The sequence below is a fragment of the Nocardiopsis algeriensis genome (assembly GCF_014203695.1).
GTDB classification, from domain to species: Bacteria; Actinomycetota; Actinomycetes; order Streptosporangiales; family Streptosporangiaceae; genus Nocardiopsis; species Nocardiopsis algeriensis.
This window is the reverse complement of record NZ_JACHJO010000001.1, coordinates 51,711-74,994: the sequence shown is the minus strand read 5'-3', so window position 1 is coordinate 74,994 and position 23,284 is coordinate 51,711. Positions and strand designations below refer to the sequence as shown.

The following is a 23,284-nucleotide window of genomic DNA, read 5'->3' as shown; positions in this document are numbered from 1 at the left end:
GACCGCGCTCGGTCAGTCCGGACACTACACCTGGGAGGACCGCCCCGGACCGCCGACGGAAAAATACGTCCGGACAGAGGCCCGCCGGCGGACCTCAGGGGGAGTGCAGGCGCAGGACGGCGTGCTCGGCCCAGTCCGGGGGCCGGACCAGGTGGGAGACCGCGAACATGGTCGCGAAGGCCAGCGGGACGGTCCAGGCCGCGGGTTGGGCGAGCAGGGCGGCCCCCAGCCCCGGCGGGGTCGGCAGCAGGATCGACCAGCCCACCGACCCGGTCGCCGTCACGCCGCCGACCACCAGGCCCGCCACCGCACCGGGAAGGGTGAGGCGGCGCCACCAGATGCCCAGCACCAGCAGCGGGCAGAACGTCGAGGCCGCCACGGTGAAGGCCCACACCACCAGCACGTTGATGTCGATCGCCTGCGCGGGCAGCGCCAGCAGGACCGACACGCACGAGCCCACCGCCACCGCCAGGCGCAGCCGCGGCACGCTCCCCTGGAACAGGTCGTGCGAGAGCCCGCCCGCCAGCGCCAGCAGCAGACCCGACGACGTGGACAGGAACGCGCCGAACGCGCCCGCCGCCACCAGGGCGGTCAGGAACGTGCCCACCGCCCCCGGCACCGCCTCGGCCGGCAGCACGACCGCCACCGTGTCGGTGCCCTGGAGCAGGACCAGCTGCGGCGTCAGCACCCGGCCGAGCAGGCCGTACACCGCCGGGAACAGGTAGAACAGGCCCAGCAGGGCGATCACGCCGACGCCGACCCGGCGGGCCGTGCGCGCGGTCGGGCTCGTGTGGAAGCGCATGATGACGTGCGGCAGGCCCATGCAGCCGAACGTGATCGCCAGCAGGGTCGACCACGTCTCGAACAGCGGGAACCCGCCCGAGTTCAGCAGGGGGCGGCTCCAGCGCTCGCCGCCCAGGTCCGGCATCCCCTCCGGGTGCGGAACGGCCGCCCCCGCCGGAAAGACGTACTCGGTCCTGGCCGCCGCGGTGTGCTCCCCGGCCGCCAGCTCGATCCCGGTCCCGTCCGGGGTGGTCACGCGCACCGGCTCGTCCAGGCCGAAGCGGGTGTCCACCTCGAACTCCACCGGGGTGGTCCGGGGAAAGTGCGTCCCCCACTCGGGGTGCAGCGCCTCGGCCCGGGTCCCCGCGCCCGCGTGCACCACCAGGTACACCGCCGGCACCGCGATGAACAGCAGCTTGACCACGTAGTGGAACGCCTGCACGTAGGTCGCCGAGCGCATGCCGCCCGCCGCGATCGAACCGCTCACCACGATGCCGGCGAGCACGACGCCCACCCAGTACGGGGTTCCGCTGACCAGGGACAGGACCACCCCGGCGCCCTTGAACTGGGGAACCAGGTACAGCAGCATGATCACCAGGACGACGCAGCCGCACAGCTTGCGCAGCCGCGGCGCGCCCAGGCGGTACTCGGCGAAGTCGGGCACGGTGAACGCGCCCGAGCGGCGCATCGGCCCGGCCACCAGCGCCACCACCGCCACGTAGCCCGCGCAGAACCCGACCGCGTACCACATGGTGCCCAGGCCGTTCTTGAGCAGCAGCCCCGACAGGCCCAGCACGGAGGCCGCCGAGAGGTACTCCCCGGCGATGGCCATCGCGTTCCAGTTCGGCGACACCCGGCGCGAGGCCACCAGGAAGTCGGAGGTGGAACGGGCGGCGCGCACACCGTAGACGCCGATCACCAGGCTGGTGACCAGCAGGAGGCCGATCATCAGGACCGCGGCCACGGCCTGCCCCCGGTGTCCGGACGCTCCTCCTCGGCGCGCTCCTCGACCCGCTCGGCCGAGCGCACGTGCCACAGCGCCAGCAGGAACAGCAGCGGATAGATCCCCGCCAGCAGGAGCAGCCACGACAGGGGCATCCCGCCCGCGCGCACGTGGCCGAGCACGGGCAGCGCCGCGAGCGCGCCGCTCGACCCGAACAGCAGCAGGGACAGCAGCGCCACCGTGCGCAGGGCCCTGCGGCGCTGGGCGCGGAAGACCCGGCGCGCGGCCTCGGTGTCCACCGGCCCCGGGATCGGCAGCAGGTGCTGCGCCGGCCGGTTGCCCCGGGCCAGCGCGATCCGCGTCTGCGGGCTGGTGAGTTTCTCGCGGCGCGGACTCATGGCTCCTGCCGGGGCTCGTGCTCGGTGTCCCGGGGGCGCGGCGGGGGACCGGCGTTCACCGAACGGCCCAGCTGGTCGCGCCGGGCCGCCTCCATCAGCTGGGAGCGCAGGTGGCGGCCGTGGCGGCGGCTCACCGGCACGTCCCCGGCCGGGGTGCCCGCCACCAGGCCGGAGGAGGAGGTCACCCGCAGGTCCCGCACCCACGGGATGGCGACCAGGTAGCCGCGGTGGACCCGGACGAACCCGGCGGAGGACCACACCTCCTCCAGGTACGACAGCGACAGCCGGATGAGGTGGCTGCCGTCGGCGGTGTGGAGGCGCACGTAGTCCCCCTGAGCCTCCACGAACTGCACGTCGTCGCGCTTGACGAACACGGTCCGGCGCCCGGTGTCGATCTGCACCACGTGCAGGTCCTCGGCGGGCACCGCGGCCCCGGCCGGCCGACGCAGCTGCGCGATCCGGCCGACGGCCTCGGCCAGGCGCTCGGGCCGGATGGGCTTGAGCAGGTAGTCGACGGCGCCGATGCCGAACGCCTCCACGGCGTGCGCCTCCGAGGCGGTCACGAACACGATGGAGGGAGCCTCGGACATGACGCTCAGCACCCGGGCCACGTCCATGCCGTCCAGCCCCGGCATGAGGATGTCGAGGAAGGCGGCGTCGATGGTCTCCGTGCCCAGCAGGCGCACCGCGGAGGCCCCGTTGTCGGCCACGAGCACCTCCGCCACCTCAGGCATGTCCCCCAGCAGCGCCGCCATCTCCTGGCGGGTGGAGGCCTCGTCCTCGACCACCAGCACCCTCAGCGCGGACTTCACTGCACCACCACCCCCCGCGTGAACCTCGGCACACGCACGGTCACCTTCGTCCCCTCTCCCGGCGCGGTCTCGATCACCAGACCGTACTCGGGGCCGTACACGGCCCTCAGCCTCTGGTCCACGTTGGCCAGACCGATGCTGCGGGACTCGGGTCCGGTACCGGCCAGGAGGGCGCGGGCCAGGTCCGGGTGCATGCCCACCCCGTCGTCCTCGATCTCGATCACGCACAGGGATCCCTCGCCGAACCCCGAGACGCTGATGTGGCCGCGGCCCTCCTTGCGCTCCAGCCCGTGCCGGATGGCGTTCTCCACGATGGGTTGGACGACCAGGAACGGGATCGCCACGGGCAGCACCTCGGGCGCCATGCGCACCGTGATGTCGAGCCGGTCGTGGAAGCGGGCCCGCTGGAGTTCGAGGTAGGTCTGCACGGCCTCCAGCTCGTCGGCGACCGTCGCGTAGTCGCCCTTCTCCGAGAAGCCGTAGCGCAGGTAGTCGGCGAAGTCCGACAGCAGGTGCCGGGCCCGGTCGGGGTCGGTCCGCACCAGGGCCGCGATGACGGCGAGCGCGTTGTGCACGAAGTGCGGGGAGATCTGGGCGCGCAGCGTGCGCAGGTCGGCGGCGGCGATCCGGGCCCGGGCCCGGCGCAGCGCCGCGTGGTCCAGGGAGTCGGACACCAGCGCGGCGGCCGCCTCGACGTCGGCCTCCACCGGACGGCCGGAGGCCAGGAGGGCGCCGGCGAGCTCGTCGTCGACGTTGAGGGGCACCGCGCACACCGCCGCCCCGTCGGGCGTGTACAGGCGGGCGTTGCCCCCGTACTCGAAGACCTCGGCCAGCAGGCGCTCGACCTCCTCGGTGCCGGGGCCGCTGCCGCTGCGGGCCACCGGGCCGTCGAGGTCGGCCAGGACGATCCCGTCGACGTCCAGGAGCCGGCGCAGCCTGCGGGCGGCGGCGGGCACGCTCCTGCCGTGCAGCCCGTCGCGGAGGTCGACGCCCAGGGCGTGGACCTGGCGCATCAACGCGATACTCGCCCGCTGCTCCGGAGGGGAGGGGCGGCGGAATCGGGAGGGGGACATCCACGACGACCACCGATACGACACCTGACGAAGATATCCCAGCGGACTGCGTTGGTACTCATGTGGTCGAGGTCACCTTTTCGAATCGATCTGGGTGCACGGCGGGGGCCCGCCACCCTGGAGAGGTGGCGGGCCCGCGGGGAGAGAGGTCCGGCATACGCTGCGGACCGGGGCGGATCAGTGGTCGGCGGCCTTCTCCGCACCGGCGCCGGTGAGCGCGCGGACCTGGAGCATCATGAACTTGCCGGAGTCCTGCTCCTTGGACATCAGCGTTCCGACGACCGCGCACAGGACACTGATCGGCACCGACACCAGGGCCGGGTTGGGCAGCGGGAACCAGGCGAAGTCGGCGCCGGGGAACAGCGCGGTCTCCGATCCCGAGACCACCGGCGAGAAGAACACCAGGCCCACGGCGCTGATCAGGCCGCCGTAGATGCCGGCGAGGGCGCCGGTGGTGTTGAACCGCTTCCAGAACAGGCTGAGCAGCAGGGTCGGCAGGTTCGCGGAAGCGGCCATGGCGAAGGCCAGCGACACCAGGAAGGCCACGTTGAGGTTCTGCGCGAACACCGCCAGCAGGATCGAGACCACGCCGACGCACAGGGCGGCGATCTTGGCGACCCTGACCTCCTCGGCGCCGGTGGCCTTGCCGCCGCGCAGCACCGAGTTGTAGAAGTCGTGCGCCAGCGACGAGGACGAGGCGATGACCAGGCCCGCCACCGTGGACAGGATCGCGGCGAAGGCGGCCGAGGCGATGATCGCCAGCAGCACGGCCCCCGCCATGCTGCCGCCGATCTGCTCGCCGACCGTCTGGGCCAGCTGCGGCGCCGCGGTGTTACCGGCGGCGTCCTGGGCCCGGATGGCCTCGTGGCCGACCAGCGCGGCCGCACCGAAGCCCAGCACCAGCGTCATCAGGTAGAAGACACCGATGAGGCCGATGCCCCAGTTGACCGACTTGCGGGCGCTCTGGGAGTCGGGGACGGTGTAGAAGCGGATGAGGATGTGGGGCAGGCCCGCGGTGCCCAGGACCAGGGCCATGCCGAGGCTGATGAGGTCGAGCTTGTTCCACATCGTCTGCAGCGGATCGCCCGCGACCTCCACGCCGTAGCGCAGACCCGGTTCCAGGAAACCCTCCTGGCCGCTGGCGGCGGCCGCGTCGCTCATGAGCGCACCGAGGTTGAACCCGTACAGGGCCAGCGTCAGGACGGTCAGCAGGGCGGCACCCGCCATGAGGATGATCGCCTTGATGATCTGGACCCACGTGGTCCCCTTCATACCGCCGAAGGTGACGTAGACGGTCATGAGCAGGCCGACCACCACGATGCCGACGATCTTGGCGGTCGCGGCGTCCATGCCCAGGAAGGTCTCGCCCTCCTGGATGCCCAGGAGCAGGGCGATGAGGGCGCCCGCGCCGACCATCTGCGCCAGCAGGTAGAAGATCGACACCACGAGGGTGGAGACGGAGGCCGCGGTGCGCACGGGGCGCTGCTGCATGCGGTAGGAGAGCACGTCGCCCATGGTGTAGCGGCCGGAGTTGCGCAGCAGCTCGGCGACGAGCAGCAGGGCCACCAGCCAGGCGACGAGGAAGCCGATGGAGTAGAGGAAGCCGTCGTAGCCGAACAGCGCGATCATGCCGGCGATGCCGAGGAACGACGCCGCCGACATGTAGTCGCTGCCGATGGCCAGGCCGTTCTGCAGGGGCGAGAAGCCGCGGCCGCCGGAGTGGAAGTCGGTGGCCGACCGGGTGTTGCGGCCGGCCCACACGGTGATGCCGAGCGTGGCGGCGACCATGAGGGAGAAGAGGACGATGGTGACGAGGCGGCCGCTCTCGTTCACCGCCTCCTGGGCGAGGGAGATCATTCGGCCGCCCCCTTCCGGCCGCCCTCGATCTCGCCGCGGAGCTCGGCGGCGAGCGGGTCGAGGTTCTTGCGCGCGTACATCGTGTAGAGGACGGCGATGCCGAAGGTCGACGCGAACTGGAGGATGCCGAAGACCAGGGCCACGTTGACGCTGCCGAAGAGCACCACGCCCATCACGTCGCGGCCGAAGGCCGACATCAGGACGTAGAGGAGATACCACGCCAGGAACGTGATGCTCGCGGGGAGGACGAAGCGGAACAGCTTGCGCTTGAGCAGCTGGAACCTCGGGTCGTCGTGCATCGCGACGAAGGCGGGGACGACCTCCTGTCCGTTCTCCCCGCCGCCGGATGGCGGTGAGTCCTTCGTGGACCGGTCAGTTGCCATGTGGAAATCCTCCGGGGGGATGGGTGGGGAGGGGCCTGTCTCGGTACCGCTCCGCGTATGTGATCTGCGTTACCCGGCACTGTAAGTAGGAGCACTTCCAGCTGGGAGGGGGGACACGTTCGCGAGCGCCGAACGCGGAACAGGAGCGTCGAATGGGCGTTCGGCGTTCGGCGAGCGGTCGCCTGGTACGCCGAGCGGTCGCCGAACGGTCGGGGCGGGGAGCCGGAGCACCCTCGGGGGCCGGAAGGCCCCGGGGAAAAAGGGCGTTGTACTGTGGACCGGCCGCCCGCGGGCGGCCCGGTCCCGCAGGACCCCGGACGAGGTGCGCCGTACCCGGTCAGGACAAGACGGCGTGAATAGGTTTCCGCTCGTCACGGAGGTTGAACCGATGGCCTGGCTCGTACTCGTGCTCTCGGGGCTGCTGGAGACCGCGTGGGCGACCGCGCTCAGCGCGTCCCGCGGCTTCTCCCGCCTGTGGCCCACGGTGATCTTCGGGGTCACCCTGGTCCTGAGCATGGGCGGACTCGCCTACGCCCTGCGCACCATCCCCGTCGGCACCGGCTACGCCGTGTGGGTCTCCATCGGCGCCGTCGGCACCGCCCTGGTGGGGATGTTCTTCCTCGGCGAGGGCTTCAGCGTCCTCAAGGCCCTGTGCCTGCTGCTCATCGTCGCCGGCGTGGTCGGGCTCAAGCTCCTCCACTGAGCCGGCGCCCGCCGCACTCACCCGGCGGGGGCGTCCAGCGCGACGCGGTGGGCACCGGTGTAGACGTTCATCGAGCTCCCGCGCAGGAACCCCACCAGCGTGATGCCCGCCTCGGCGGCCAGGTCCACCGCCAGCGACGACGGCGCGGACACGGCCGCCACCACCGGGATCCCCGCCGTCCACGCCTTCTGGACCAGCTCGAACGAGGCCCGGCCCGACAGGGCCAGCACCGTGCCGCGCAGCGGCAGGAGGCCCTCGCGCAGCGCCCGGCCCACGATCTTGTCCGCCGCGTTGTGGCGCCCCACGTCCTCACGCACCATCAGCACGCGCCCGTCGGCGTCGAACAGCCCCGCGGCGTGCAGCCCGCCCGTGCGGTCGAACACCCGCTGCGCCCCGCGCAGGCGGTCGGGCAGGGAGGACAGCAGCGGCACGCCCACGCGCACGGGGTCGCCGGAGACGTCCCACCGGGCCCGGGTGCGCACCGCGTCCAGACTGCTCTTGCCGCACAGCCCGCACGCCGAGGTCGTGTAGAAGTTGCGCTCCAGCGAGGCCTCCGGCACCGGCACACCCGGGGCCAGGCCCACGTCGACCACGTTCAAGGTGTTGGAGCCGTCCTCCAGGGCACCGGCGCAGTAGCGGATCGCGCGCACGTCGTCCGCGTCCGCCACCACGCCCTCGCCCACCAGGAAGCCCGCCGCCAGGTCGAAGTCGTGCCCCGGCGTGCGCATGGTGACCGCCAGGGAGCGCCCGTTCAGGCGGATCTCCATCGGCTCCTCCGCCGCCAGGGTGTCGGCCCGCTCGTCCGCGGCGCCGTCCCTGATCCGCAGCACCCTCCGCCGTGCCGTGACCCGGCCCACCGCCACCACCGTCCTCTCCACTCCCCGTCCTCCCTGCGGAGCGGGGCGCGCCACCGTGCAGCAGACGGTACCGGCCGCCGGCGCCGGCACCGCGCGCCGGCGGGACCGCACGGCCGATGGGCAGCGCGGCCGGCGGGCGGCGCGGAGCAGGGGCAGCGGCGTCCCCGCCCCGACGCGCGCCCGCGAACGCCGCTCCTCAGGACAGCAGCTGCTCCACCACCCGGGCCACGCCGTCCTCGGTGTTGGGCGGGGCGACCCGCAGCCCCAGCGCCGGGTCCAGCAGCGACGGGTGCCCGTTGGCCATCGCGTACCCCGCTCCCGCCCACGACAGGGCGGGAAGGTCGTTGAGCATGTCGCCGAAGGCCACCACCTCCTCGGGACGCACCCCCCACTGCTCGCACACCATCGCCAGGGTGCTCCCCTTGTCGACGCCCGGGGCGCTCACCTCCAGCACCCCGAAGCTGCCCGAATAGGTGACCTCCGCCAGCGGTCCGATCGCCGACAGGGCCGCCTCGTGCGCCAGGTCGACCGGGGTCCCCTCGTAGCGCACCAGCAGCTTGGTGACCGGGGTGGCCCTCTCCAGGAGGGCGTCGGTGGAGTCCAGCACCTCGCGCACCCAGTCGCGCGGCACCCACGGCTCCAGCCGGTAGTCGGGGCAGTGGAAGAAGTCGGTCCCGGTCTCCACACCGAAACCGGGGCTCTGCAGGACACCGCGCAGCTTGTCGACGACGGAGCCGGCGGTCTCCCGCTCGATGGCGCGCACGAGCGGGTCGGCGCCCGGCAGGGTGGCGACAGCCCCGTTGCCGCAGAGCACGGCCGCGCAGGTGAACCATTCGGCGATGTGCTGGGTGGTGCGCGGGGGACGGGCGGTGGAGAGGACCAGCCGCACCCCCGAGTTCACCGCCTCGGCGAGCACCCTGCGGGTGCGGTCGGAGACGAGGCCGTGCTCGTTGAGGAGGGTTCCGTCAAGGTCTGTGGCGATTACCCGGGGAAGGACCATGTGTCGGATTATGGTCTCACCCGGTGACCTTTCGGTACCCCGTCTCCTCGCACCGCCTGCGGAAGCGTGTGCGGAATCCGCTCCAGCACCCCTCCCCGGAAGAGTCCGTACAGGTCCAGCGGCTCCAGGTGCACGTACCCGATGTGGCAGTCGCAGGACGCCAGAGGGCACGGCCTCCGGCCCAGCCGCTCCCGGAAGGAGCCGTCGTAGAGGTTGCCCATCGGGACGTCCACGAAGTGGCACCGGCGCACGTTCCCGTCTCCGTCCACGGACAGCACACTGTCGCCGGTACGGCAGGGCAGCCCCCCGCTGGCGTGCGGATACCGGCTGTGGTGGAAGTGCGGATCCAGCTCCTGCCACAGGGCGGCCTCGGCGTCGGTGTAGGTGCGCCCCTCCGCGGCGTTCACCCACAGGTACACGCCGTCGGGCAGGTCGGCTCGCATCCGCCGGGCCGCCTCCAGGTGCTCGGGCTCGCCGACCACGCCGACGCTGAAGCGCACCCCCAGCTCCACCAGGCGCAGGGCCTTGGCCAGGAAGCGCTCGTGCGCCACCTGACCCGGGTGGTAGGTCGTCCACAGCGCGGCCGAGGACAGGTCGCACCCCGACAGCCACTCCACGCGCCCGCTCAGATTGGTCTGGATCGCCACCCGCTCCACGTGCGGCAGGTGGCTGAGCCGTGCGATCGCGGTCCGGTACCAGGAGCGCACGAGCCCCTCCCCCCACGGGGTGAACAGTACCGACACCCGCGTGCCGGGATCCTCGGCGGCGCGGTCGGCCACCCAGCCGGTGAACCGCTCCAGGGCGGCGCGGTCGGCGCGCAGGGCCTCGGGGCTGTCCCTCCGCTTGGCGAAGGGGCAGTAGGGGCAGTCGTAGTCGCAGCTGGCCAGCGGACCCCGGTACAGCAGGGTCAGGTGCGGAGGCAGTCCCACGTTCCTCACCTGGCCTCGTAGTCGTCCATCAGAGCCGCCACGCGGGGGGAGAAGAACATCGGCCCCACCGCGTCGGAGTGCGCCAGCCCCTCCTCGGTGAGCACGACGCGCCCGGCCGCCGCGTCGCGCACCCAGCCCCGCCGGGCGAGCTCGGCGAACTCCGCGGGGAAGTCCTCGGCCGGGGCGGAGCCGAACCGCTCCGCGTAGGCCGCGGCGTCCATCCCCTCGGCGCGCAGCAGCGACTGGATCAGGTGGCGGCGCCTGCGCTCGCCGTCGTCCAGGCGGAAGCCCACCTCCGCGCGGGCGAGGCCGGCGGAGTCGCGGGACACGTAGTCGGCGAGGATCGACCGGACCTGGCCCACGCCCACCGCGTAGTCGAACGAGTGGTGCACCCGCGAGGTGTAGGAGCGCGCGCCGCACCCCAGCCCCACCATGCCGTCGGTCTGGCAGCAGTACTCCGGCCCGTCCGGCGACGGGGCGTCCGACCTGCGGAACATGCGCATGGACACCTGCTCGTAGCCGCGCCCGCGCAGGTGGTCGCGGCCCTGGCGGTACAGCGCCAGCCGGTGGTCGTCCCAGGAGCGGCCGCGGCGACCCAGCCCGGTGAGGGGGCGCACGTACAGCGGATACAGGTACACCTCCTCGGGGTTCCACTCCAGGGCGGTGTCCAGCGAGTACGCCCACGTGCGCTCGTCCTGGCGGTCGATGCCGTAGATGAGGTCGATGTTGAGGTCGGCGTCCGTGTGCTCGCGGATCGCGTCCAGCGCGCGGTCCACCTCGGCACGCCGCTGCGGCCGCCCGGCCGCGTGCGCCTCGGGGTCGAGGAAGCTCTGCACGCCGATGCTGATCCGCGTGGCACCGCGTTCGGCCAGCACCGCCAGCCGCTCGGGGGTGGCCGTGGCGGGGGAGGTCTCCACCGACACGGGGATCGCGGTGAGGTCGGCACCCAGGGCGGACTCCATGAGGTCGTACACCCGCGCCAGCTCACCGGCCTCCAGATAGGTGGGCGTGCCCCCGCCCAGCGCGGCCCTCGCGAACCGCGCGCCCTCGGGCAGTGCCCGCGCGACCTCCCCGGCCTGCCGCTCCAGGGCGTCCAGGTAGGCGGAGACCTGCTCGGCCGGCGGGACGGAGCGGGTGAACAGGTTGCAGAACCCGCACCGCATCTCGCAGAAGGGGATGTGCGCGTACAGGGACAGGGCGCTCACGTCCTCGTCCCGCCACAGGTCGGAGAGCAGGGGCGGCTCGGCGAAGGGCCGGTAGGCGCTCTTGTGCGGGTAGGCGTACACGTACGACCGGTACGGGGAGTCCGCGGCCACGGGTTCGGCGGCGAGTGTCATGCGGAGGCCTCCTCGACCCGGGCGGTGTACCCCTGGGGCAGGAAGAAGTGGGCGTAGGGCACGGTCCACACCACCTCGTGGCCGATGCGGTGGCCGGTGTGGCCGTCCTCGCCGTAGGCGGTGCCGTGGTCGGAGCACACGATCGCGAAGCAGGGGCGCCGCGCCGCCATCGCCTCCAGCAGCGGCGGCAGGTGCCGGTCCACGTACTCCAGCGCCGCGGCGTGGCTCTCGCGGGTGTCGCCGTCCTCCCGCACGGCCCCGGGCAGGTGGAACCAGTTGGGCTGGTGCAGCGCGGACACGTTGAGGAGCAGGAACAGCGGCTCGACGGCGGGACGGGCGGCGGCGATCTCCGCGGCCCGCGCCACCTGGTTCTCGAAGGAGTGCGGGTCGGTGACACCGAACGACTCCTCCCAGTGGCTCTCGGCGAACATGTCGGGGATCACCGACCCCAGCGCCGACCTCCGGTTGAAGAAGCCGGTGCCGCCGACACAGGCAGTGTGATAGCCGGCCGCCGCCAGCCCCGAGGCCAGGTCCGGTGTCTCGAAGGTCCAGGTCCGCTCGGCCGTGGACTCGCTTCCGGGGAAACGCGCGGCGAACAGGCGCGGGTGCGGCCCGGGGGAGGCGGGCGTGGGCAGGAACCCGGCGAGCATCGCCATGTGGGAGGCGTAGGTGAAGCTGCCCGGGGCGTGGCGCTCCTCCCAGCGCCCACCCGGCAGCAGCCGGCTCAGGTGGGGGATGCGGCCCGCCGCGGCGAGCTCGGCGGCCACGTCGTGGCGCAGGGTGTCCAGGGTGAGCAGCAGGATGTCGTGGCTGCCCACCACCGCGTTCATGTCGGGCTGGTCTGTCATGGTCCTTCTCGGAACGTGGCGCCGGCCGGGGCCGTGTGCCGATGGGTGCGGGGGTCTTCGGCCGCCGACCGGGGGCGCCGGCCCGCGGGGAGATCGCGGCTCAGGGCGTGGAGCTGTTCGGCGTAGGTGTCGCGGCCCTCGTGCAGGACCCCCGGCAGGAGGTCGCCGAACGCGTTGACCTCGCACACCGCGAACGTGTGCCATCCCGGCAGGGCGAGGAGGTCGACCCCGGCGTGCAGGGTGTCGAAGCACGCGGCGGCGTCCTCGGCGGTGCGCATCGCCTCCGCCCACGCGGCGGGGCCGACGGCCTCGCGCAGTGCCTCCGCGTCGCCCCGGGCGTTGCCCAGGTGCAGGTTGGTCAGCGGCGAGGACGACGAGCGCACCACCACGTGGGTGGCCTGGCCGGCGGTCACCACCACGCGCAGGTCGACGGTCCGCCCGGCGAACCCCGCCTTGGGCAGCCACTGCTCGACGTGCAGGCCGTCGGGGGCGAGCGCGTCCACCACCGCGGCGACGTCGGCCTCCGAGGTGTAGGTGCGCAGGCGCAGGCTGTTGTACAGGGCCGCCGAGCCGTCGTCGCCGCGCACCAGTTCGGCGGAGGTGACCGCGCGGACCCGCCCGCCGGAGGCCGTGGCCAGCGCGATCACCCCGGACGCGGAGGAGCCGTGCGCGGGCTTGACGAACACGCGGGGGAGCCGGTGCTCGCGCATCGCCTCCCGCAGACCGGCGTAGCTCTCCACCGGTCCCGGCAGCGCGGCCGGGACCGGAACCCCGGCCCCGGCCAGCCGGGCGTGGCAGAGCCGCTTGTCGCACATGGCCACGAGGTCGCCGGGCCTTTGCAGCAGGAGCGCCTCCGCGTCCCGGGCCGCCTCCTCCAGCCGGGCCAGCGCGGCCCGGAAACCGGCGTGCTGGGCGCCCGTCCCCTCGGCCCGGTACAGGTCGGGCAGCTTCTTCCAGCCGCGCAGCAGCCGCTCGGTCTCGGCGTCGCCGCCGGGGGAGTCCACCCGGACCAGGGCGCCCCGGGGCAGCTCCACCGGCCCGGAGGCCAGGTCCCGCCAGGGCACGACCGCGGGCTCGGGCCATCCGGCCGCCGCTGCGGCGGCCCCGAACAGCTCCAGCCGCCGGTTCCCCGGCACCCCGACGACCACCAGCGCGCGGTTCACTCGGAGACCGCCGTGTAGCGGTGGAGCTCTCCGTCGTACTCCTCGGGCTCGTGCGGGTCGGACAGGTCGACCTCCACACCGGGCAGTGCGGCGCGCACCCCCTCCCGGGCCTCCTCGGAGAGGTAGTGGTGGTGCAGGTCCAGGCGCTTCAGGTGCGAGAACGCACCGGCGTGGTCGACGAGTGCCTGGGCGCCCTCGTCGGTGAGGTCGCCCAGGGAGAGGTCGAGGACCTCCAGGCGCTCCAGGACGGGTGCCTCGGCCAGGACGGGGACCCATGCGTCGATGCCCTCGGCGTTGCGCAGGCCGAGGTGCCGCAGCTGGGGGAAGGCCGCGCCCGAGAGGAGCGGGGCGAGGTCCGCAGGGACGGTGTCACCGCCGTAGTCCTCCACCCCCAGCCACAGCTCCAGGTGCTCCAGTGCCGGCAGGCCGGAGGAGGCGATCTCCCGGGAGAGACGGCCGGGCAGGCCGCCGCTCTGCACGGTGAGTTCGCGCAGACCTCTGTGCTCGGGAACGTGCAGGGACAGCTCACCGCTGCCGCGCACGGTGAACCGGCGCAGGCGCGGCAGCGCCTTCAGCAGGGGCGCGAGATCGCACAGCTGGATCCAGGAGATGTCGCTCTCCTCCTGGAGGATCTCGGCGAAGAACAGCGACCTGAGGTTGGCCAGCCTCGGGGCGATCTCCGACAGGGCCCCGGCGACCTCCTCGGCCCGCATCTGGAAGTCCTCGTCGGGAAATTGACCCACGACGAGTGCACGGACCTCGGCCGGGCGGACCAGGTCGGTGAACCTGCCGATGTAGCCCGCCGCGCTCTCGACGGGAACGCGGTGTCCGGAGTGGTTTTCGCCGTAGAGGGGCGGTTCCATACGCAGGCGCCAGGCGACCGAACCGGGGTCGCCGACGCCCTCGAAGAGTTCCTGGTAGGTGCGGGGGTACTCGCCGTCGTGCCTGCCGATGGTGCGGGCGCGGCGCATCGCACGGTCGAAGTCGTTGTGGATCGCCTCCCAGGAGGCGAACTCGACGACGGGAAGGCCCGCGAACTCGGTGATGTGGCTGTGGTTGGGCACGGAAGTTCCTGTGGGGGAGAGGGCCGGTTACTCGGTGACCGAGGGGTAGTACAGGGGGTCGTCGGCGGAGCCGTGGTTCTCCTGGCGGTCGGACAGGTCGATCCCGACACCTGCTTCGGTGAACGCGGCGCGCACCCGCTCGGCCGTCTCGTCGGAGAGGTAGTGGTGGTGCAGGTCCAGGCGCTCCAGGTGGGCGAAGGCGTCGATGCGGTCGAGAAGGGACCGGGCGCCCTCGTCGGTGAGGGTGCCCAGGGAGAGGTCGAGGACCTCCAGGCGCTCCAGGAGGGGTGCCCGCACGAGTTCGGGCACCCACCGGTCGGTGTGCTCGGCGTTGCGCAGGCCGAGATGCCGCAGTCGGGGGAAGGCCTCGCCGGAGAGTACCGGGGCGAGGTCCTCGGGGGCGGTGTCGCCGCGGTAGTTCTCCACCCCCAGCCACAGCTCCAGGCGCTCCAGTGCCGGCAGGCCGGAGGAGGCGATCTCCCGGGAGAGGTGGCCGGGCAGGCCGCCGCCCTGCACGGTCAGGGAGCGCAGCGAGGGGTGCGAGGGCACGTGCAGCCTCAGCTCGTCCTGGGCCATCTCGGGATCTCCGGAGCCCCGGACGGCCAGCTCGGCCAGCTCGGGAAAGGCCGCCGCCAGCGGGGCCAGGTCGGTCTGCTGGATCCAGGAGACCTCGGCCTCCTCCATGACGACGTCGCCGAAGAAGAGGGACCGCAGGGCGGGGAACGCGGCGGCGTGTTCGATCAGCAGGTCACGCGGCACGACCGGAGGGGTCTCGTAGATCTCCTCGTCCCAGCAGCCGATGACCAGCGCCCCCACCTGGCCGGTGTCGACCTCGGACAGGAAACGGGAGAAGTACTCGGAGAACCTCTCCCCGTAGGTGGTCCGCAGCCGCCAGGCGACGGAACCGGGATCCGCGATCGCGGCTTCCAACCGGGACCGGGCCTCGTCGGAGAGGCCCTCCTCCGTGCCCTCGGCGGGGAATTCCACTACGGGCAGGCCCGCGAACTCGGTGAGGTGCTCGGTGATCATCTCTGCTCTCCTGACTGGGTCGGACACGGGAATTCTGGCGCACGGCCACGACATTTGCCCGAGGACCACAGGGTGGCAGGTCCTCCTCCGTTCCCCGGGTGGGAAATCTGACCACGGGCAGGTCGATGAACTCGCTGAGCTGAAAATCGAACACGTGGGTCTCCTGCCGGGGGGACAGGACATGTCCAGCGATTCGCCGCGGCAAAAGGGAATTCGGGAGCTTTTCCGGGGGCTGCGGCGAAGGAGCGGAGCAGGCGCGGTCTCCGGAGGGCACCGCACGACCGGGCGCCCCGGCACGTCCGCGGCCGGGCGGAACACGCCGCCCCGGTCTCCCCCGAGCGGGCGTCCGCGGGCAGGCCCTCCGAGGCGCGGTCCGGCGCCGTTACGGGACATCGGGGCCCGCTCGGGGGAGAGTGGCGTCATGGCTACGCACAGTGAGATCCGTGACTTCTGGGAACACCGCCTGGAGCAGGACTGGACCGAGAGCGGCGTCGGGTACCGCGCGCTGGGACGCCCCTTCAACACCTGGATGTACCGGGTCCGGGAAGAGGTCTTCCTCCGCGAGGCCGGGCGGGTCGGAGCCGGGGGCGCCAGTGTCCTCGACGTGGGAAGCGGGACCGGCTTCTACGTCCGGCAGTGGCAGCGCCTGGGGGCGGGCGACATCACCGGGTGCGACGTGACCGACGCCGCCGTGGCGCGGCTGCGGCAGCGCTTCCCCGACCACCGCTTCGTCCGCCAGGACGCCGCCGACCTGGACGCCTTCGACCAGGACTCCTTCTCCGCGCTCTCCTGCATGGACGTCCTCTTCCACATCACCGACGACGAGCGCTACGCCGGCGCCGTCGCCGAGTTCGCCCGGGTGCTGCGCCCCGGCGGGGCCCTCGTCATCTCCGAGAACTTCCTGCGGCGCCCCGAGCAGCGCGGCGAGCACCAGGTCAACCGCACCCTGGAGGAGATCACGGGCATCCTCGGCAAGGCGGGCTTCGACCTGGTCCGCCGCGTCCCCATGCTCGTCCTCATGAACGCCCAGGTCGACGCCCCCACCCCCTGGCGCAAGGCGTGGGGCGGGGTCCTGCGTGCGGCCACCGTCACCCCGGCCACGGGATGGCTGGCGGGCGCCGCCCTCTATCCGCTGGAGCGGAGGCTGGTCCGGATGTGCCGGGAGAGCCCCACCACGGAGCTGCTCGTGTGCCGCCTGCGCGACTGAAGGGCGTCGCCGGGCAGGAACACGCCCTGATGGCCGGTAGGACACGGGACACGGCGTTTCCTGGTGGAGTGTCGTGATTCGTGTCGGGATACGATCGACACCCATTCCGCGCCGACGGCAGCGGCCCCGGAGCCGGGGCGTCGGACGGCGCGGAGGAACGTCTTTCCCGGGAGGCGACAGTGCGACGCTCCACCATCCGCGCCGCGGTCAAGTGGGGGTTCCTCGGCCTGCTGGCCACCCAGGTCGCGGTGGCGGCCGCACTGATGGGTATCCGGCGCTGGCAGCGCGGGCTGGAGTCGCGCGACGCGCCCTTCCCGCGCACCCCGCCGGCCAGGATCTCGGTCGAGGGCAGCGACGTCACCGTCTACACCTACGGCGAGGACCTGTACGAGGACATGCTCGCGGCCATCCGGGGCGCCCGGAGCCGCGTGCTGTTCGAGTCCTACATCGTCAAGGACGACCAGGCGGGCCGGCTGTTCAAGCAGGCGCTCATCGAGGCCGCCGCGCGCGGCGTCGAGGTCTACGTCATCTACGACGGCTTCGCGAACATGGTGGTGCCGCGCTCCTTCTTCCACTTCCCCCCGGGGGTCCGCGTGCTGCGCTATCCGGCGCTGCGGCCGGGGGTGCTGCTGCTCAACATCCGCAAGTCCGGGCGCGACCACCGCAAGATCCTCACCGTGGACGGTGAGGTGGGCTTCGTGGGCGGCTACAACATCGGCTCCCTCTACGCCACCGGGTGGCGCGACACCCACCTGCGGGTGACGGGCTCGGCGGTGTGGGAGCTGGAGAACGCCTTCGTCGACTTCTGGAACATGAACCGCGGCCTGACGCTGCCCGAGCTGGGGATGCTCGGCGACCGCCGCTGGGACCCGCACATCCGGGTGCACCGCAACGTGCCCGAGGTGCTCATCTACCCCATCCGGGCGATGTTCCTGGAGGCCATCGACCGGGCCAAGGATCGCATCCTCATCACCCAGGCCTACTTCATGCCCGACCGGGAGCTGCAGAAGGCCCTCATCGAGGCGGCGAGGCGCGGTGTCGAGGTCAACGTCCTCGTCCCCGAGGAGTCCAACCACGTCGTGGCCGACTGGATCGCCCGCAGCCAGTACTCCGTGCTGCTGCGCGGCGGCGTGCGGCTGTGGCTGTACGAGCACGCCATGGTGCACGCCAAGACGGCCACGGTGGACGGGCAGTGGTCCACCATCGGCACCGCCAACGTCGACCGGCTGAGCCTGATCGGCAACTACGAGGTCAACGTGGAGATCTTCGACGAGGACGTGGCGCACCACATGGAGGACGTCTTCGCCAAGGACCTGACCAACGCGCGCGAACTCACCTGGGAGGAGTGGAACCGGCGCTCCCTGATGGCCCGCTTCGGCGAGTTCGTGCTGGCCCCGTGGAGGCCCTTCCTCTGACGCGGCGGAAAACCGGTGGGATTCCAGGAGCCGGGCCGATACGTTCTCCGTGATCCCCGAGGCCGACGGAGGGCACATGGACCTGAACGACCCCGAGCTGAAGGCGATGCTCGAACTGCACGAGGGGCAACTGCGGCAGGGCCCGGGGTCGAGGAGGACGACAGAACTCCTGCTCTCCCTGGCGGGGCCGCTGCCGGAGGAACCGCGTGTGCTGGACCTGGGGTGCGGGCCGGGTGCCTCCGCGCTCGTCCTGGCCGAGCGCCTTCCCGGCGCCCGGATCACCGCGGTCGACGTCCACGCACCCTTTCTGCGGCGCCTGGAGGAGCACGCCCGCGAGGCGGGCACCGCCGACCGGATCACCGTCCGCGAGGGGTCGATGGACGCGCTGGACGACCTGCCCGACGGGTCGGTCGACCTGGTGTGGTCCGAAGGAGCCGCCTACACCGTCGGCTTCGACCGGGCGCTGGGCCTGTGGCGCCGCCTGCTCGCCCCCTCCGGCGCCCTGGTGGTGACCGAGTGCGGCTGGATCGTCGACAACCCCTCGGAGGAGGCGCGGCGGTTCTGGGACGCGGCCTACCCGCTGCGCAGCACCGCGGCGAACATCGCGGCGGCCACCGCAGCGGGATACACGGTCACGGCGGCGTACCTGCTTCCGGACAGTGACTGGCTCGACTCCTACTACGCACCGCTGGAGGCCGACGCGCTCCGGGCCGACGCCTCGGACCCGTACGCCGCGGCCGCTGCCGAGGGGGCACTGCGCGAGGCGGAGCTGTACCGCGCCCACGGGCACGAGTACGGGTACATGGGCTACGTGCTCCGGCCGGCCTGACCGGACCGGTTCTCGGGCGGTCCGCCGAGGCGGAACCGGGGCAGGGGGCGAGGCTCGGACCTGCGGGGCCTCGGCCCGCCCCAGTGCTGCGGGCCGGGGTGCGGGTCGCGCCGGAGCGCGCCCGAGATGGCCGAGGGAGAACCGCCCCGCTGTCCGGCCCGGGGCCGCTCCGGCTCCCCGCCGGGCGCGTCCCCGCTGTGGTCCGAATGCGTCATCCCGTGGCCCTCCGAGCGTGTGCCGTGCAGCTCCCGCGGCCATCCTCGGCCACGGTCCGGCCGCTGTCACGCGCCGACACGTGTCCCCGGGGGAGAAAGCGCGCCGGGAACCGCTCGGATGCCTCGGGCGCCGTTGCGGTCGCCCCCGGGACGGCCGAGGACCGCAACCACGTTGAGCACGGGCCGGGTGCGCAAGGCGACGAAGGGCGGTGGACCGAAGGGGGAGGAGCTGCGGGCACGGCCCGCCAACGGCAACCAGAACTGCGGCCGAGCTGTGTGCCTGGGGTCCCTCCCGCAGGAGAAACCCCAGGTCGAGGTGGCGGCCCCAGCAGGATTCGAACCTGCGACACCCGCTTTAGGAGAGCGGTGCTCTATCCCCTGAGCTATGGAGCCATCGCTGTGGAAGAGGTAAGCATTCTCTCGCCACCGGGCCAAGCCTAACCCACATTGCGCGTTCACGGGGTGTCGCTGCCCGGGCTGCGGGCTCCGTCGGGAGAGGCTGCCTGCGAAGCGCAGTACGCTTGCCTACGATTGGTTGTCCTGGTGGCGATGTGGACTTGTTCACAATGAACGCGGGGTTTGGGTCATCCGAATACGCTGACGGCGGGGATCGGATGCGGCCGAATCCGTCCCGCGCCGGAATGACCAGGTATGACGCCGGTGGCCGAAATGTGCGGTGGGGATGGGGACGCGATGCCGCTCCCGCGCCGCTTGCCCTGGTCGACCGGCTCCGTGTGGCCGCATGTGGACATGTAGTACGTTGCGTTGCGGTCGCGGATAGGTGTTCGAGGATTAGCAGTCGGAGGGTCTTTCGTGCCGTTCACCTCTGATTCGGCGCGGTCGGGCTTCCGCGTGCCGGGTAACGGGTTCCTGTCCGCCTGCTCCCAGCGTGTGCGGGCGGCCCAGACGCTGACGCTCCTGCTCGTCACCGCGCTCCTCGTGGTTCCGCCCCTGCCGATGGCGGCCGCACCGGCCGAGGCGAGCCTGGACGAGCTCCGGGAGCAGGCGGAGGCGGCCTCGCAGGAGCTGGAGGAGGCCACCGAGGCCTACACCGAGCGCGAGGAGGCGCTGGAGGAGGCCCAGGAGGAGCTCGTCGACACCATCCACGAACTCCAGCAGACGGAGCTGGAGCTCAACGAGATGAGCGAGCCCCTCGCCCAGCTGGCCAACACCCTGTACCAGCAGCCCGACGGGGGCCTGCTGTCCCTCGTTCTGGGGTCCTTCGAGGACGATCTGCAGGTGCAGTCCTACGCCGCCAAGATCGCCGAGAACAACCAGGCGCTCATTCAGGACGCCACCGATCTACGCGAGGAGCAGATCGAGCTGGCGAGCCAGGCGCAGGAGCTCCAGACCGACACCCAGCTGGAGGAGGCCGAGCTGGCCGCCGAGGTCGAGCGGCTGCGCGAGCTGTCCGAGGCGAGCATGCAGGAGCTCACCACGGAGCTGGAGAACCGCGGCATCGACCCCGACGCCTACATGGCCGCCGCCAACTGCGACCCGAGCAAGGCCTCCCTCGCCCAGGGCTACCCCAACGGCCTGCTGCCGTCCGAGGCCCTGTGCCTGCTCTACGACGACAAGTTCCTGCGGGCCGACGCCGCCGTCGACTTCCTCGAACTGAACATGAAGTACGTCGAGCGGTTCGGCGAGAACATCTGCATCACCAGCGCCTACCGCGACCTGCCCAACCAGCACCGCGTCTACGGCGAGTCCGCACCGGGCTTCGCGGCCGTGCCCGGCACCAGCAACCACGGTCTGGGACAGGCCATCGACCTCGGCTGCGGTATCCAGAACTACAGGTCCGAGCGGTGGAACTGGATGGAGGCCAACGGTGCCGAACACGGGTGGCACCACCCGGCATGGGCCAAGTCCAGCCCGTTCGAACCCTGGCACTGGGAGTACTCGGGCTGAATGCGCGAAGGGGCGGACCGCACGGTCCGCCCCTTCACGCATTCCCCGGGGCGCCGGTCAGGCGGAGGCCTCGGGGGCGGTCTCGGGGACGACCTCGCCGGTGCAGCAGGGGCAGCGGACGGCCTTCTTGTTGATCTCCGAGAAGCAGTGCGGGCACTCGCGGGTGGTGGCCTCCTCCACCTTGACGAAGCGCTCCATGAGCTTGCTCATGGGCATCACGACCACGAAGTACAGCACCGTGGCGGTGATGAGGAACGAGACCAGGGCGTCGATGAACATGCCGTACATGAACCGGCTGCCGTTGATCTCGAAGTAGAGCTCCCCGAAGGTGGGGATCCCGCCGAAGATGCCGATGAGCGGGGTGATGAAGCCCTCGGTGAACGAGGTGACCAGATTGGCGAAGACCGTGCCGATCACGACCGCTACCGCCAGCTGCACCAGGTTTCCCTGGAGCAGGAACTTCTTGAAGCCTTCCATGGGGGACAGCCCTCGATGACTCGGAGTGTGTACAGGGGGCACCGGCACGAAGGGAGCGCGCGGCTGCTGACGGCGGGTGCCGGTCCAGCTTTTCCCACCTCCGGGTACCGGTCAACCGCGGATGGCGACGGACAGCCGGGAGAAGGCCGCGTGCCCGGCCAGGGCGCGGGCCTCGTCGGGGGTGGCGGCGATGACGACCAGGGCCTCGTCCCCGCTGCCCGAGGTGCCGGGCAGGGCGAGCACGGGCCGGTCGCGCACCACCTCCACGGCCGGTCCGGCCCGGACGGGCGCGAACTCGTCCCCGCCGTGCGCCGCGAGGACGTCGACCCTGCTGCCGGGGGAGAGCAGGGCGACGGTGCCCGGGTCGGCGACCGGTACCGGTACGGCGACCAGGTCCTCCCCGTAGGCCAGGGCGGGCGGATCGGAGAGGCGGGCGTCGGTGATCACCTCGCCCCGGCGCACCGGCGCGTTGAGGAAGCGCCCCGCCGTCGCGGTGTCGGGCGGCAGGGCCCCGTGCGGTACCGCGGAGGAGGGCAGGGAGAGGGGCGCGAGGTCGTGCGCGGTGAGCGGTTCCGAGGCGTCGAGGTCGTGTGCGGCCGTGAGCACGACGGTGACGGGCGCCGGCGGCGGACGCAGGGTCAGGAGGGCCGCGGCGAGCGCGGCGGCGGCCAGCAGGGCCGCGGCCGTGCGGCGGTGCCGGTCCAGGAACCGGGTGAGCGCGCGGCGGTGGCGGTAGGGCAGGGTCGGGCGGGGGGAGGGCATGTTCCGACGGTAGGACGCGAAAGGGGCCCGGGACGGTCTGTCCACAGGCCCTTTTCGGAAAGCTTCTCCCCTGTGCGCGATGCGCTGCCGGGTTCTCGGCGGAGCGGGGGAGCGGTCAACGGCGGGGCGGCTCAGCTGCCGGTCGCCGCGGGGGCGGTCCCGGTCTTGGCGGTGCTGCCCGAGTCCGCGCTCTTGGTGTCGGACGCCTTGGTGTCGGACGCCTTGGTCCCGGAGGCGGCGGTGCCGCTCTCGGGGGAAGAGGTGCCGGCGCTGGGCAGCGAGGAGCTGCTGGAGGTCTTGCCGCTGTCGGTGCGGTAGAAGCCGGAGCCCTTGAAGACGATGCCCACGGCGGAGTAGACCTTGCGCAGGCGCCCGTCGCACTCGGAGCAGACGGTCAACGCGTCGTCGGTGAAGCTCTGCACGACCTCCGACTGGGCGCCGCACTCGGTGCACGCGTACTGATACGTAGGCACTGTTCGGGTCCTCCTTGCTGGCACTCTCACCCGTTGACTGCTAAATAGTACGCGCTCGCCCGCACGGCCGTGACGGTGCCTCGCGCGGACGGCGGGAGCCGGTGGCGCGGCGGTCGGCTCCGGAGGGGCGCGTCCGAGGGCGACAACGTTGTGGAAAGTCCGGTTAATCCCCGGGTGAACTGCGGAAAGGCGGCTGCTCCCCGTCGCCGAGCACGTGCAGTCCGCCGCCCGGGGTGACGACCGCGTCGACCGGGACGTCGTGCGGCTCCGCGGGGAGCGACCCCACGAACTCCTCGTCGTGGACCACGGCCACCGCGGCCGTGTCCGGCCCCCGCAGGGAGAGCGCGCGGTCGTAGCAGCCCGCGCCGCGCCCCAGGCGGACCCCGCGGCGGTCCACCGCCAGCGCCGGGCACACCACGGCCGCGGCGGCGGCCACCGCGCCGGTGCCCAGCCGGGGGCCGACGGGCTCCACCAGGCCGTGCCCGGCCGGGGCCAGGCCTCCGGGGCCCTCGTGGGCGACCCAGTCCAGGTCCCCGCCGGGCAGGAACACCGGCAGCAGGACGCGCGTGCCCCGCGCCCGCAGTGCCTCCACCAGTTCCCGGGTCCCCGGCTCGCCTCCGACGGAGTAGTAGCAGGCCACCGTCCCCGCCCCCGCCAGGTGCTCCAGAAGGATGTCGCGGACCGCCGCGGCCACCCGCTCCCTCTCCTGCCTCCCCCGGGCCCGCCGCGCGGCCAGGATTCGTGCCCGCAGTTCCCGTTTGCCCTCCACGGTGTCCATGGGGCCCAGTGTGGCACCGGGCACGGCCCTTCCGGGAGCGG

At 72.4% G+C, this 23,284-nt stretch carries 24 protein-coding genes, 1 tRNA gene and 1 riboswitch; of the genes, 5 read left to right on the top strand and 20 right to left on the bottom strand.

Features of this window, described 5'->3' with window-relative positions; genetic code table 11:
- Nucleotides 1-94: 94 nt before the first annotated feature.
- The 6 genes from FHS13_RS00390 to FHS13_RS00365 all read right to left on the bottom strand — a co-directional run bounded on the left by FHS13_RS00390 (nt 95) and on the right by FHS13_RS00365 (nt 6,249).
- The gene (locus FHS13_RS00390) at nt 95-1,732 is read right to left on the bottom strand and encodes a sodium/solute symporter (protein ID WP_184286604.1); all 1,638 of its coding nucleotides are present in this window, start codon (nt 1,730-1,732) and stop codon (nt 95-97) included.
- A complete protein-coding gene (locus FHS13_RS00385; RefSeq protein ID WP_184285626.1) occupies nt 1,732-2,124 on the bottom strand; it encodes a hypothetical protein in 393 nt (130 codons plus the stop codon). Before FHS13_RS00385 ends, FHS13_RS00390 begins: the two co-directional genes overlap by 1 nt.
- Nucleotides 2,121-2,936 (bottom strand): response regulator, encoded by an 816-nt coding sequence (locus FHS13_RS00380; RefSeq protein WP_184285624.1) that lies wholly within the window; start codon nt 2,934-2,936, stop codon nt 2,121-2,123. Before FHS13_RS00380 ends, FHS13_RS00385 begins: the two co-directional genes overlap by 4 nt.
- Nucleotides 2,933-3,949, bottom strand: a complete 1,017-nt coding sequence (locus FHS13_RS00375; protein WP_184285622.1) for a sensor histidine kinase — start codon at nt 3,947-3,949, stop codon at nt 2,933-2,935. The genes FHS13_RS00380 and FHS13_RS00375 overlap by 4 nt, the downstream gene beginning before the upstream one ends.
- A 237-nt stretch (nt 3,950-4,186) precedes the next feature.
- Nucleotides 4,187-5,863 carry a sodium:solute symporter family transporter gene (locus FHS13_RS00370; RefSeq protein WP_184286601.1) on the bottom strand — a complete coding sequence of 559 codons (1,677 nt, stop codon included), beginning with the start codon at nt 5,861-5,863 and terminating at the stop codon, nt 4,187-4,189.
- A complete protein-coding gene (locus FHS13_RS00365) occupies nt 5,863-6,249 on the bottom strand; it encodes a DUF485 domain-containing protein (RefSeq protein ID WP_184285620.1) in 387 nt (128 codons plus the stop codon). The genes FHS13_RS00370 and FHS13_RS00365 overlap by 1 nt, the downstream gene beginning before the upstream one ends.
- A gap of 294 nt (nt 6,250-6,543) precedes the next feature.
- Nucleotides 6,544-6,606: riboswitch (guanidine-III (ykkC-III) riboswitch) on the top strand.
- A gap of 31 nt (nt 6,607-6,637) precedes the next feature.
- Here FHS13_RS00365 and FHS13_RS00360 point away from each other — a divergent pair.
- Nucleotides 6,638-6,952 (top strand): DMT family transporter, encoded by a 315-nt coding sequence (locus FHS13_RS00360; protein ID WP_184285618.1) that lies wholly within the window; start codon nt 6,638-6,640, stop codon nt 6,950-6,952.
- Between the two features lie 17 nt (nt 6,953-6,969).
- Here FHS13_RS00360 and fdhD read toward each other — a convergent pair whose 3' ends face one another.
- From fdhD to FHS13_RS00320, 8 genes are all read right to left on the bottom strand, one after another.
- Nucleotides 6,970-7,809 carry a formate dehydrogenase accessory sulfurtransferase FdhD gene (gene fdhD, locus FHS13_RS00355; protein ID WP_184286599.1) on the bottom strand — a complete coding sequence of 280 codons (840 nt, stop codon included), beginning with the start codon at nt 7,807-7,809 and terminating at the stop codon, nt 6,970-6,972.
- A gap of 196 nt (nt 7,810-8,005) precedes the next feature.
- Nucleotides 8,006-8,809: an HAD family hydrolase gene (locus FHS13_RS00350; RefSeq protein WP_184285616.1), complete on the bottom strand. Its 804-nt coding sequence runs from the start codon at nt 8,807-8,809 to the stop codon at nt 8,006-8,008.
- An 8-nt stretch (nt 8,810-8,817) separates the two neighbouring features.
- Nucleotides 8,818-9,738, bottom strand: coding sequence for an STM4011 family radical SAM protein (locus tag FHS13_RS00345; RefSeq protein ID WP_184285614.1), 921 nt, complete (start codon nt 9,736-9,738; stop codon nt 8,818-8,820).
- Between the two features lie 5 nt (nt 9,739-9,743).
- On the bottom strand, nt 9,744-11,075 hold the full coding sequence (locus FHS13_RS00340) for an STM4012 family radical SAM protein (protein ID WP_184285612.1): 1,332 nt from the start codon (nt 11,073-11,075) through the stop codon (nt 9,744-9,746).
- Nucleotides 11,072-11,923 carry an STM4013/SEN3800 family hydrolase gene (locus tag FHS13_RS00335; protein WP_246404260.1) on the bottom strand — a complete coding sequence of 284 codons (852 nt, stop codon included), beginning with the start codon at nt 11,921-11,923 and terminating at the stop codon, nt 11,072-11,074. The genes FHS13_RS00340 and FHS13_RS00335 overlap by 4 nt, the downstream gene beginning before the upstream one ends.
- Nucleotides 11,920-13,086, bottom strand: coding sequence for an STM4014 family protein (locus FHS13_RS00330; RefSeq protein ID WP_184285610.1), 1,167 nt, complete (start codon nt 13,084-13,086; stop codon nt 11,920-11,922). The genes FHS13_RS00335 and FHS13_RS00330 overlap by 4 nt, the downstream gene beginning before the upstream one ends.
- On the bottom strand, nt 13,083-14,150 hold the full coding sequence (locus FHS13_RS00325; protein WP_184285608.1) for an STM4015 family protein: 1,068 nt from the start codon (nt 14,148-14,150) through the stop codon (nt 13,083-13,085). The genes FHS13_RS00330 and FHS13_RS00325 overlap by 4 nt, the downstream gene beginning before the upstream one ends.
- 27 nt (nt 14,151-14,177) lie before the next feature.
- Nucleotides 14,178-15,179 (bottom strand): STM4015 family protein, encoded by a 1,002-nt coding sequence (locus FHS13_RS00320; protein ID WP_184285606.1) that lies wholly within the window; start codon nt 15,177-15,179, stop codon nt 14,178-14,180.
- Between the two features lie 421 nt (nt 15,180-15,600).
- On the opposite strand from FHS13_RS00320, the gene FHS13_RS00315 reads away from it, so the two are divergent.
- The 3 genes from FHS13_RS00315 (at nt 15,601) to FHS13_RS00305 (ending at nt 18,630) form a co-directional block, all read left to right on the top strand.
- Entirely contained in the window at nt 15,601-16,386 is a 786-nt protein-coding gene (locus FHS13_RS00315; protein WP_184285604.1) for a class I SAM-dependent methyltransferase, read from the top strand.
- Between the two features lie 179 nt (nt 16,387-16,565).
- Nucleotides 16,566-17,801, top strand: a complete 1,236-nt coding sequence (locus FHS13_RS00310) for a phospholipase D-like domain-containing protein (RefSeq protein ID WP_343064846.1) — start codon at nt 16,566-16,568, stop codon at nt 17,799-17,801.
- A gap of 76 nt (nt 17,802-17,877) precedes the next feature.
- Entirely contained in the window at nt 17,878-18,630 is a 753-nt protein-coding gene (locus FHS13_RS00305; protein WP_184285602.1) for an SAM-dependent methyltransferase, read from the top strand.
- Here FHS13_RS00305 and FHS13_RS21245 read toward each other — a convergent pair.
- Both FHS13_RS21245 and FHS13_RS00300 read right to left on the bottom strand, forming a co-directional pair.
- Nucleotides 18,609-18,845, bottom strand: coding sequence for a calcium-binding protein (locus FHS13_RS21245; protein WP_246404258.1), 237 nt, complete (start codon nt 18,843-18,845; stop codon nt 18,609-18,611). The genes FHS13_RS00305 and FHS13_RS21245 overlap by 22 nt on opposite strands.
- A 317-nt stretch (nt 18,846-19,162) precedes the next feature.
- Nucleotides 19,163-19,238, bottom strand: a tRNA-Arg gene (locus tag FHS13_RS00300).
- 420 nt (nt 19,239-19,658) lie between these two features.
- Between FHS13_RS00300 and FHS13_RS00295 the strand changes: the two genes are divergently transcribed.
- Nucleotides 19,659-20,753 (top strand): D-alanyl-D-alanine carboxypeptidase family protein, encoded by a 1,095-nt coding sequence (locus FHS13_RS00295; protein WP_184285600.1) that lies wholly within the window; start codon nt 19,659-19,661, stop codon nt 20,751-20,753.
- Between the two features lie 57 nt (nt 20,754-20,810).
- On the opposite strand, the gene mscL is transcribed toward FHS13_RS00295, so the two are convergent.
- The 4 genes from mscL to FHS13_RS00275 form a co-directional block, all read right to left on the bottom strand.
- A complete protein-coding gene (gene mscL, locus FHS13_RS00290; protein WP_184285598.1) occupies nt 20,811-21,230 on the bottom strand; it encodes a large conductance mechanosensitive channel protein MscL in 420 nt (139 codons plus the stop codon).
- Between the two features lie 111 nt (nt 21,231-21,341).
- Nucleotides 21,342-21,992: an SAF domain-containing protein gene (locus tag FHS13_RS00285; RefSeq protein ID WP_184285596.1), complete on the bottom strand. Its 651-nt coding sequence runs from the start codon at nt 21,990-21,992 to the stop codon at nt 21,342-21,344.
- 131 nt (nt 21,993-22,123) lie between these two features.
- Nucleotides 22,124-22,465: an FmdB family zinc ribbon protein gene (locus FHS13_RS00280; RefSeq protein ID WP_184285594.1), complete on the bottom strand. Its 342-nt coding sequence runs from the start codon at nt 22,463-22,465 to the stop codon at nt 22,124-22,126.
- 163 nt (nt 22,466-22,628) lie between these two features.
- Nucleotides 22,629-23,243 (bottom strand): 5-formyltetrahydrofolate cyclo-ligase, encoded by a 615-nt coding sequence (locus FHS13_RS00275; protein WP_184285592.1) that lies wholly within the window; start codon nt 23,241-23,243, stop codon nt 22,629-22,631.
- Nucleotides 23,244-23,284 lie beyond the last annotated feature (41 nt).

What these genes read in the sequence shown, in the direction of transcription:
- FHS13_RS00390 (WP_184286604.1), bottom strand. Translation starts at nt 1,732, where the DNA reads ATGATCGGCCTCCTGCTGGTCACCAGCCTGGTGATCGGCGTCTACGGT.
- FHS13_RS00385 (WP_184285626.1), bottom strand. Translation starts at nt 2,124, where the DNA reads ATGAGTCCGCGCCGCGAGAAACTCACCAGCCCGCAGACGCGGATCGCG.
- FHS13_RS00375 (WP_184285622.1), bottom strand. Translation starts at nt 3,949, where the DNA reads ATGCGCCAGGTCCACGCCCTGGGCGTCGACCTCCGCGACGGGCTGCAC.
- FHS13_RS00365 (WP_184285620.1), bottom strand. Translation starts at nt 6,249, where the DNA reads ATGGCAACTGACCGGTCCACGAAGGACTCACCGCCATCCGGCGGCGGG.
- FHS13_RS00360 (WP_184285618.1), top strand. Translation starts at nt 6,638, where the DNA reads ATGGCCTGGCTCGTACTCGTGCTCTCGGGGCTGCTGGAGACCGCGTGG.
- FHS13_RS00350 (WP_184285616.1), bottom strand. Translation starts at nt 8,809, where the DNA reads ATGGTCCTTCCCCGGGTAATCGCCACAGACCTTGACGGAACCCTCCTC.
- FHS13_RS00340 (WP_184285612.1), bottom strand. Translation starts at nt 11,075, where the DNA reads ATGACACTCGCCGCCGAACCCGTGGCCGCGGACTCCCCGTACCGGTCG.
- FHS13_RS00335 (WP_246404260.1), bottom strand. Translation starts at nt 11,923, where the DNA reads ATGACAGACCAGCCCGACATGAACGCGGTGGTGGGCAGCCACGACATC.
- FHS13_RS00320 (WP_184285606.1), bottom strand. Translation starts at nt 15,179, where the DNA reads ATGATCACCGAGCACCTCACCGAGTTCGCGGGCCTGCCCGTAGTGGAA.
- FHS13_RS00315 (WP_184285604.1), top strand. Translation starts at nt 15,601, where the DNA reads ATGGCTACGCACAGTGAGATCCGTGACTTCTGGGAACACCGCCTGGAG.
- FHS13_RS00305 (WP_184285602.1), top strand. Translation starts at nt 17,878, where the DNA reads ATGGACCTGAACGACCCCGAGCTGAAGGCGATGCTCGAACTGCACGAG.
- FHS13_RS21245 (WP_246404258.1), bottom strand. Translation starts at nt 18,845, where the DNA reads ATGACGCATTCGGACCACAGCGGGGACGCGCCCGGCGGGGAGCCGGAG.
- mscL (WP_184285598.1), bottom strand. Translation starts at nt 21,230, where the DNA reads ATGGAAGGCTTCAAGAAGTTCCTGCTCCAGGGAAACCTGGTGCAGCTG.
- FHS13_RS00285 (WP_184285596.1), bottom strand. Translation starts at nt 21,992, where the DNA reads ATGCCCTCCCCCCGCCCGACCCTGCCCTACCGCCACCGCCGCGCGCTC.
- FHS13_RS00275 (WP_184285592.1), bottom strand. Translation starts at nt 23,243, where the DNA reads ATGGACACCGTGGAGGGCAAACGGGAACTGCGGGCACGAATCCTGGCC.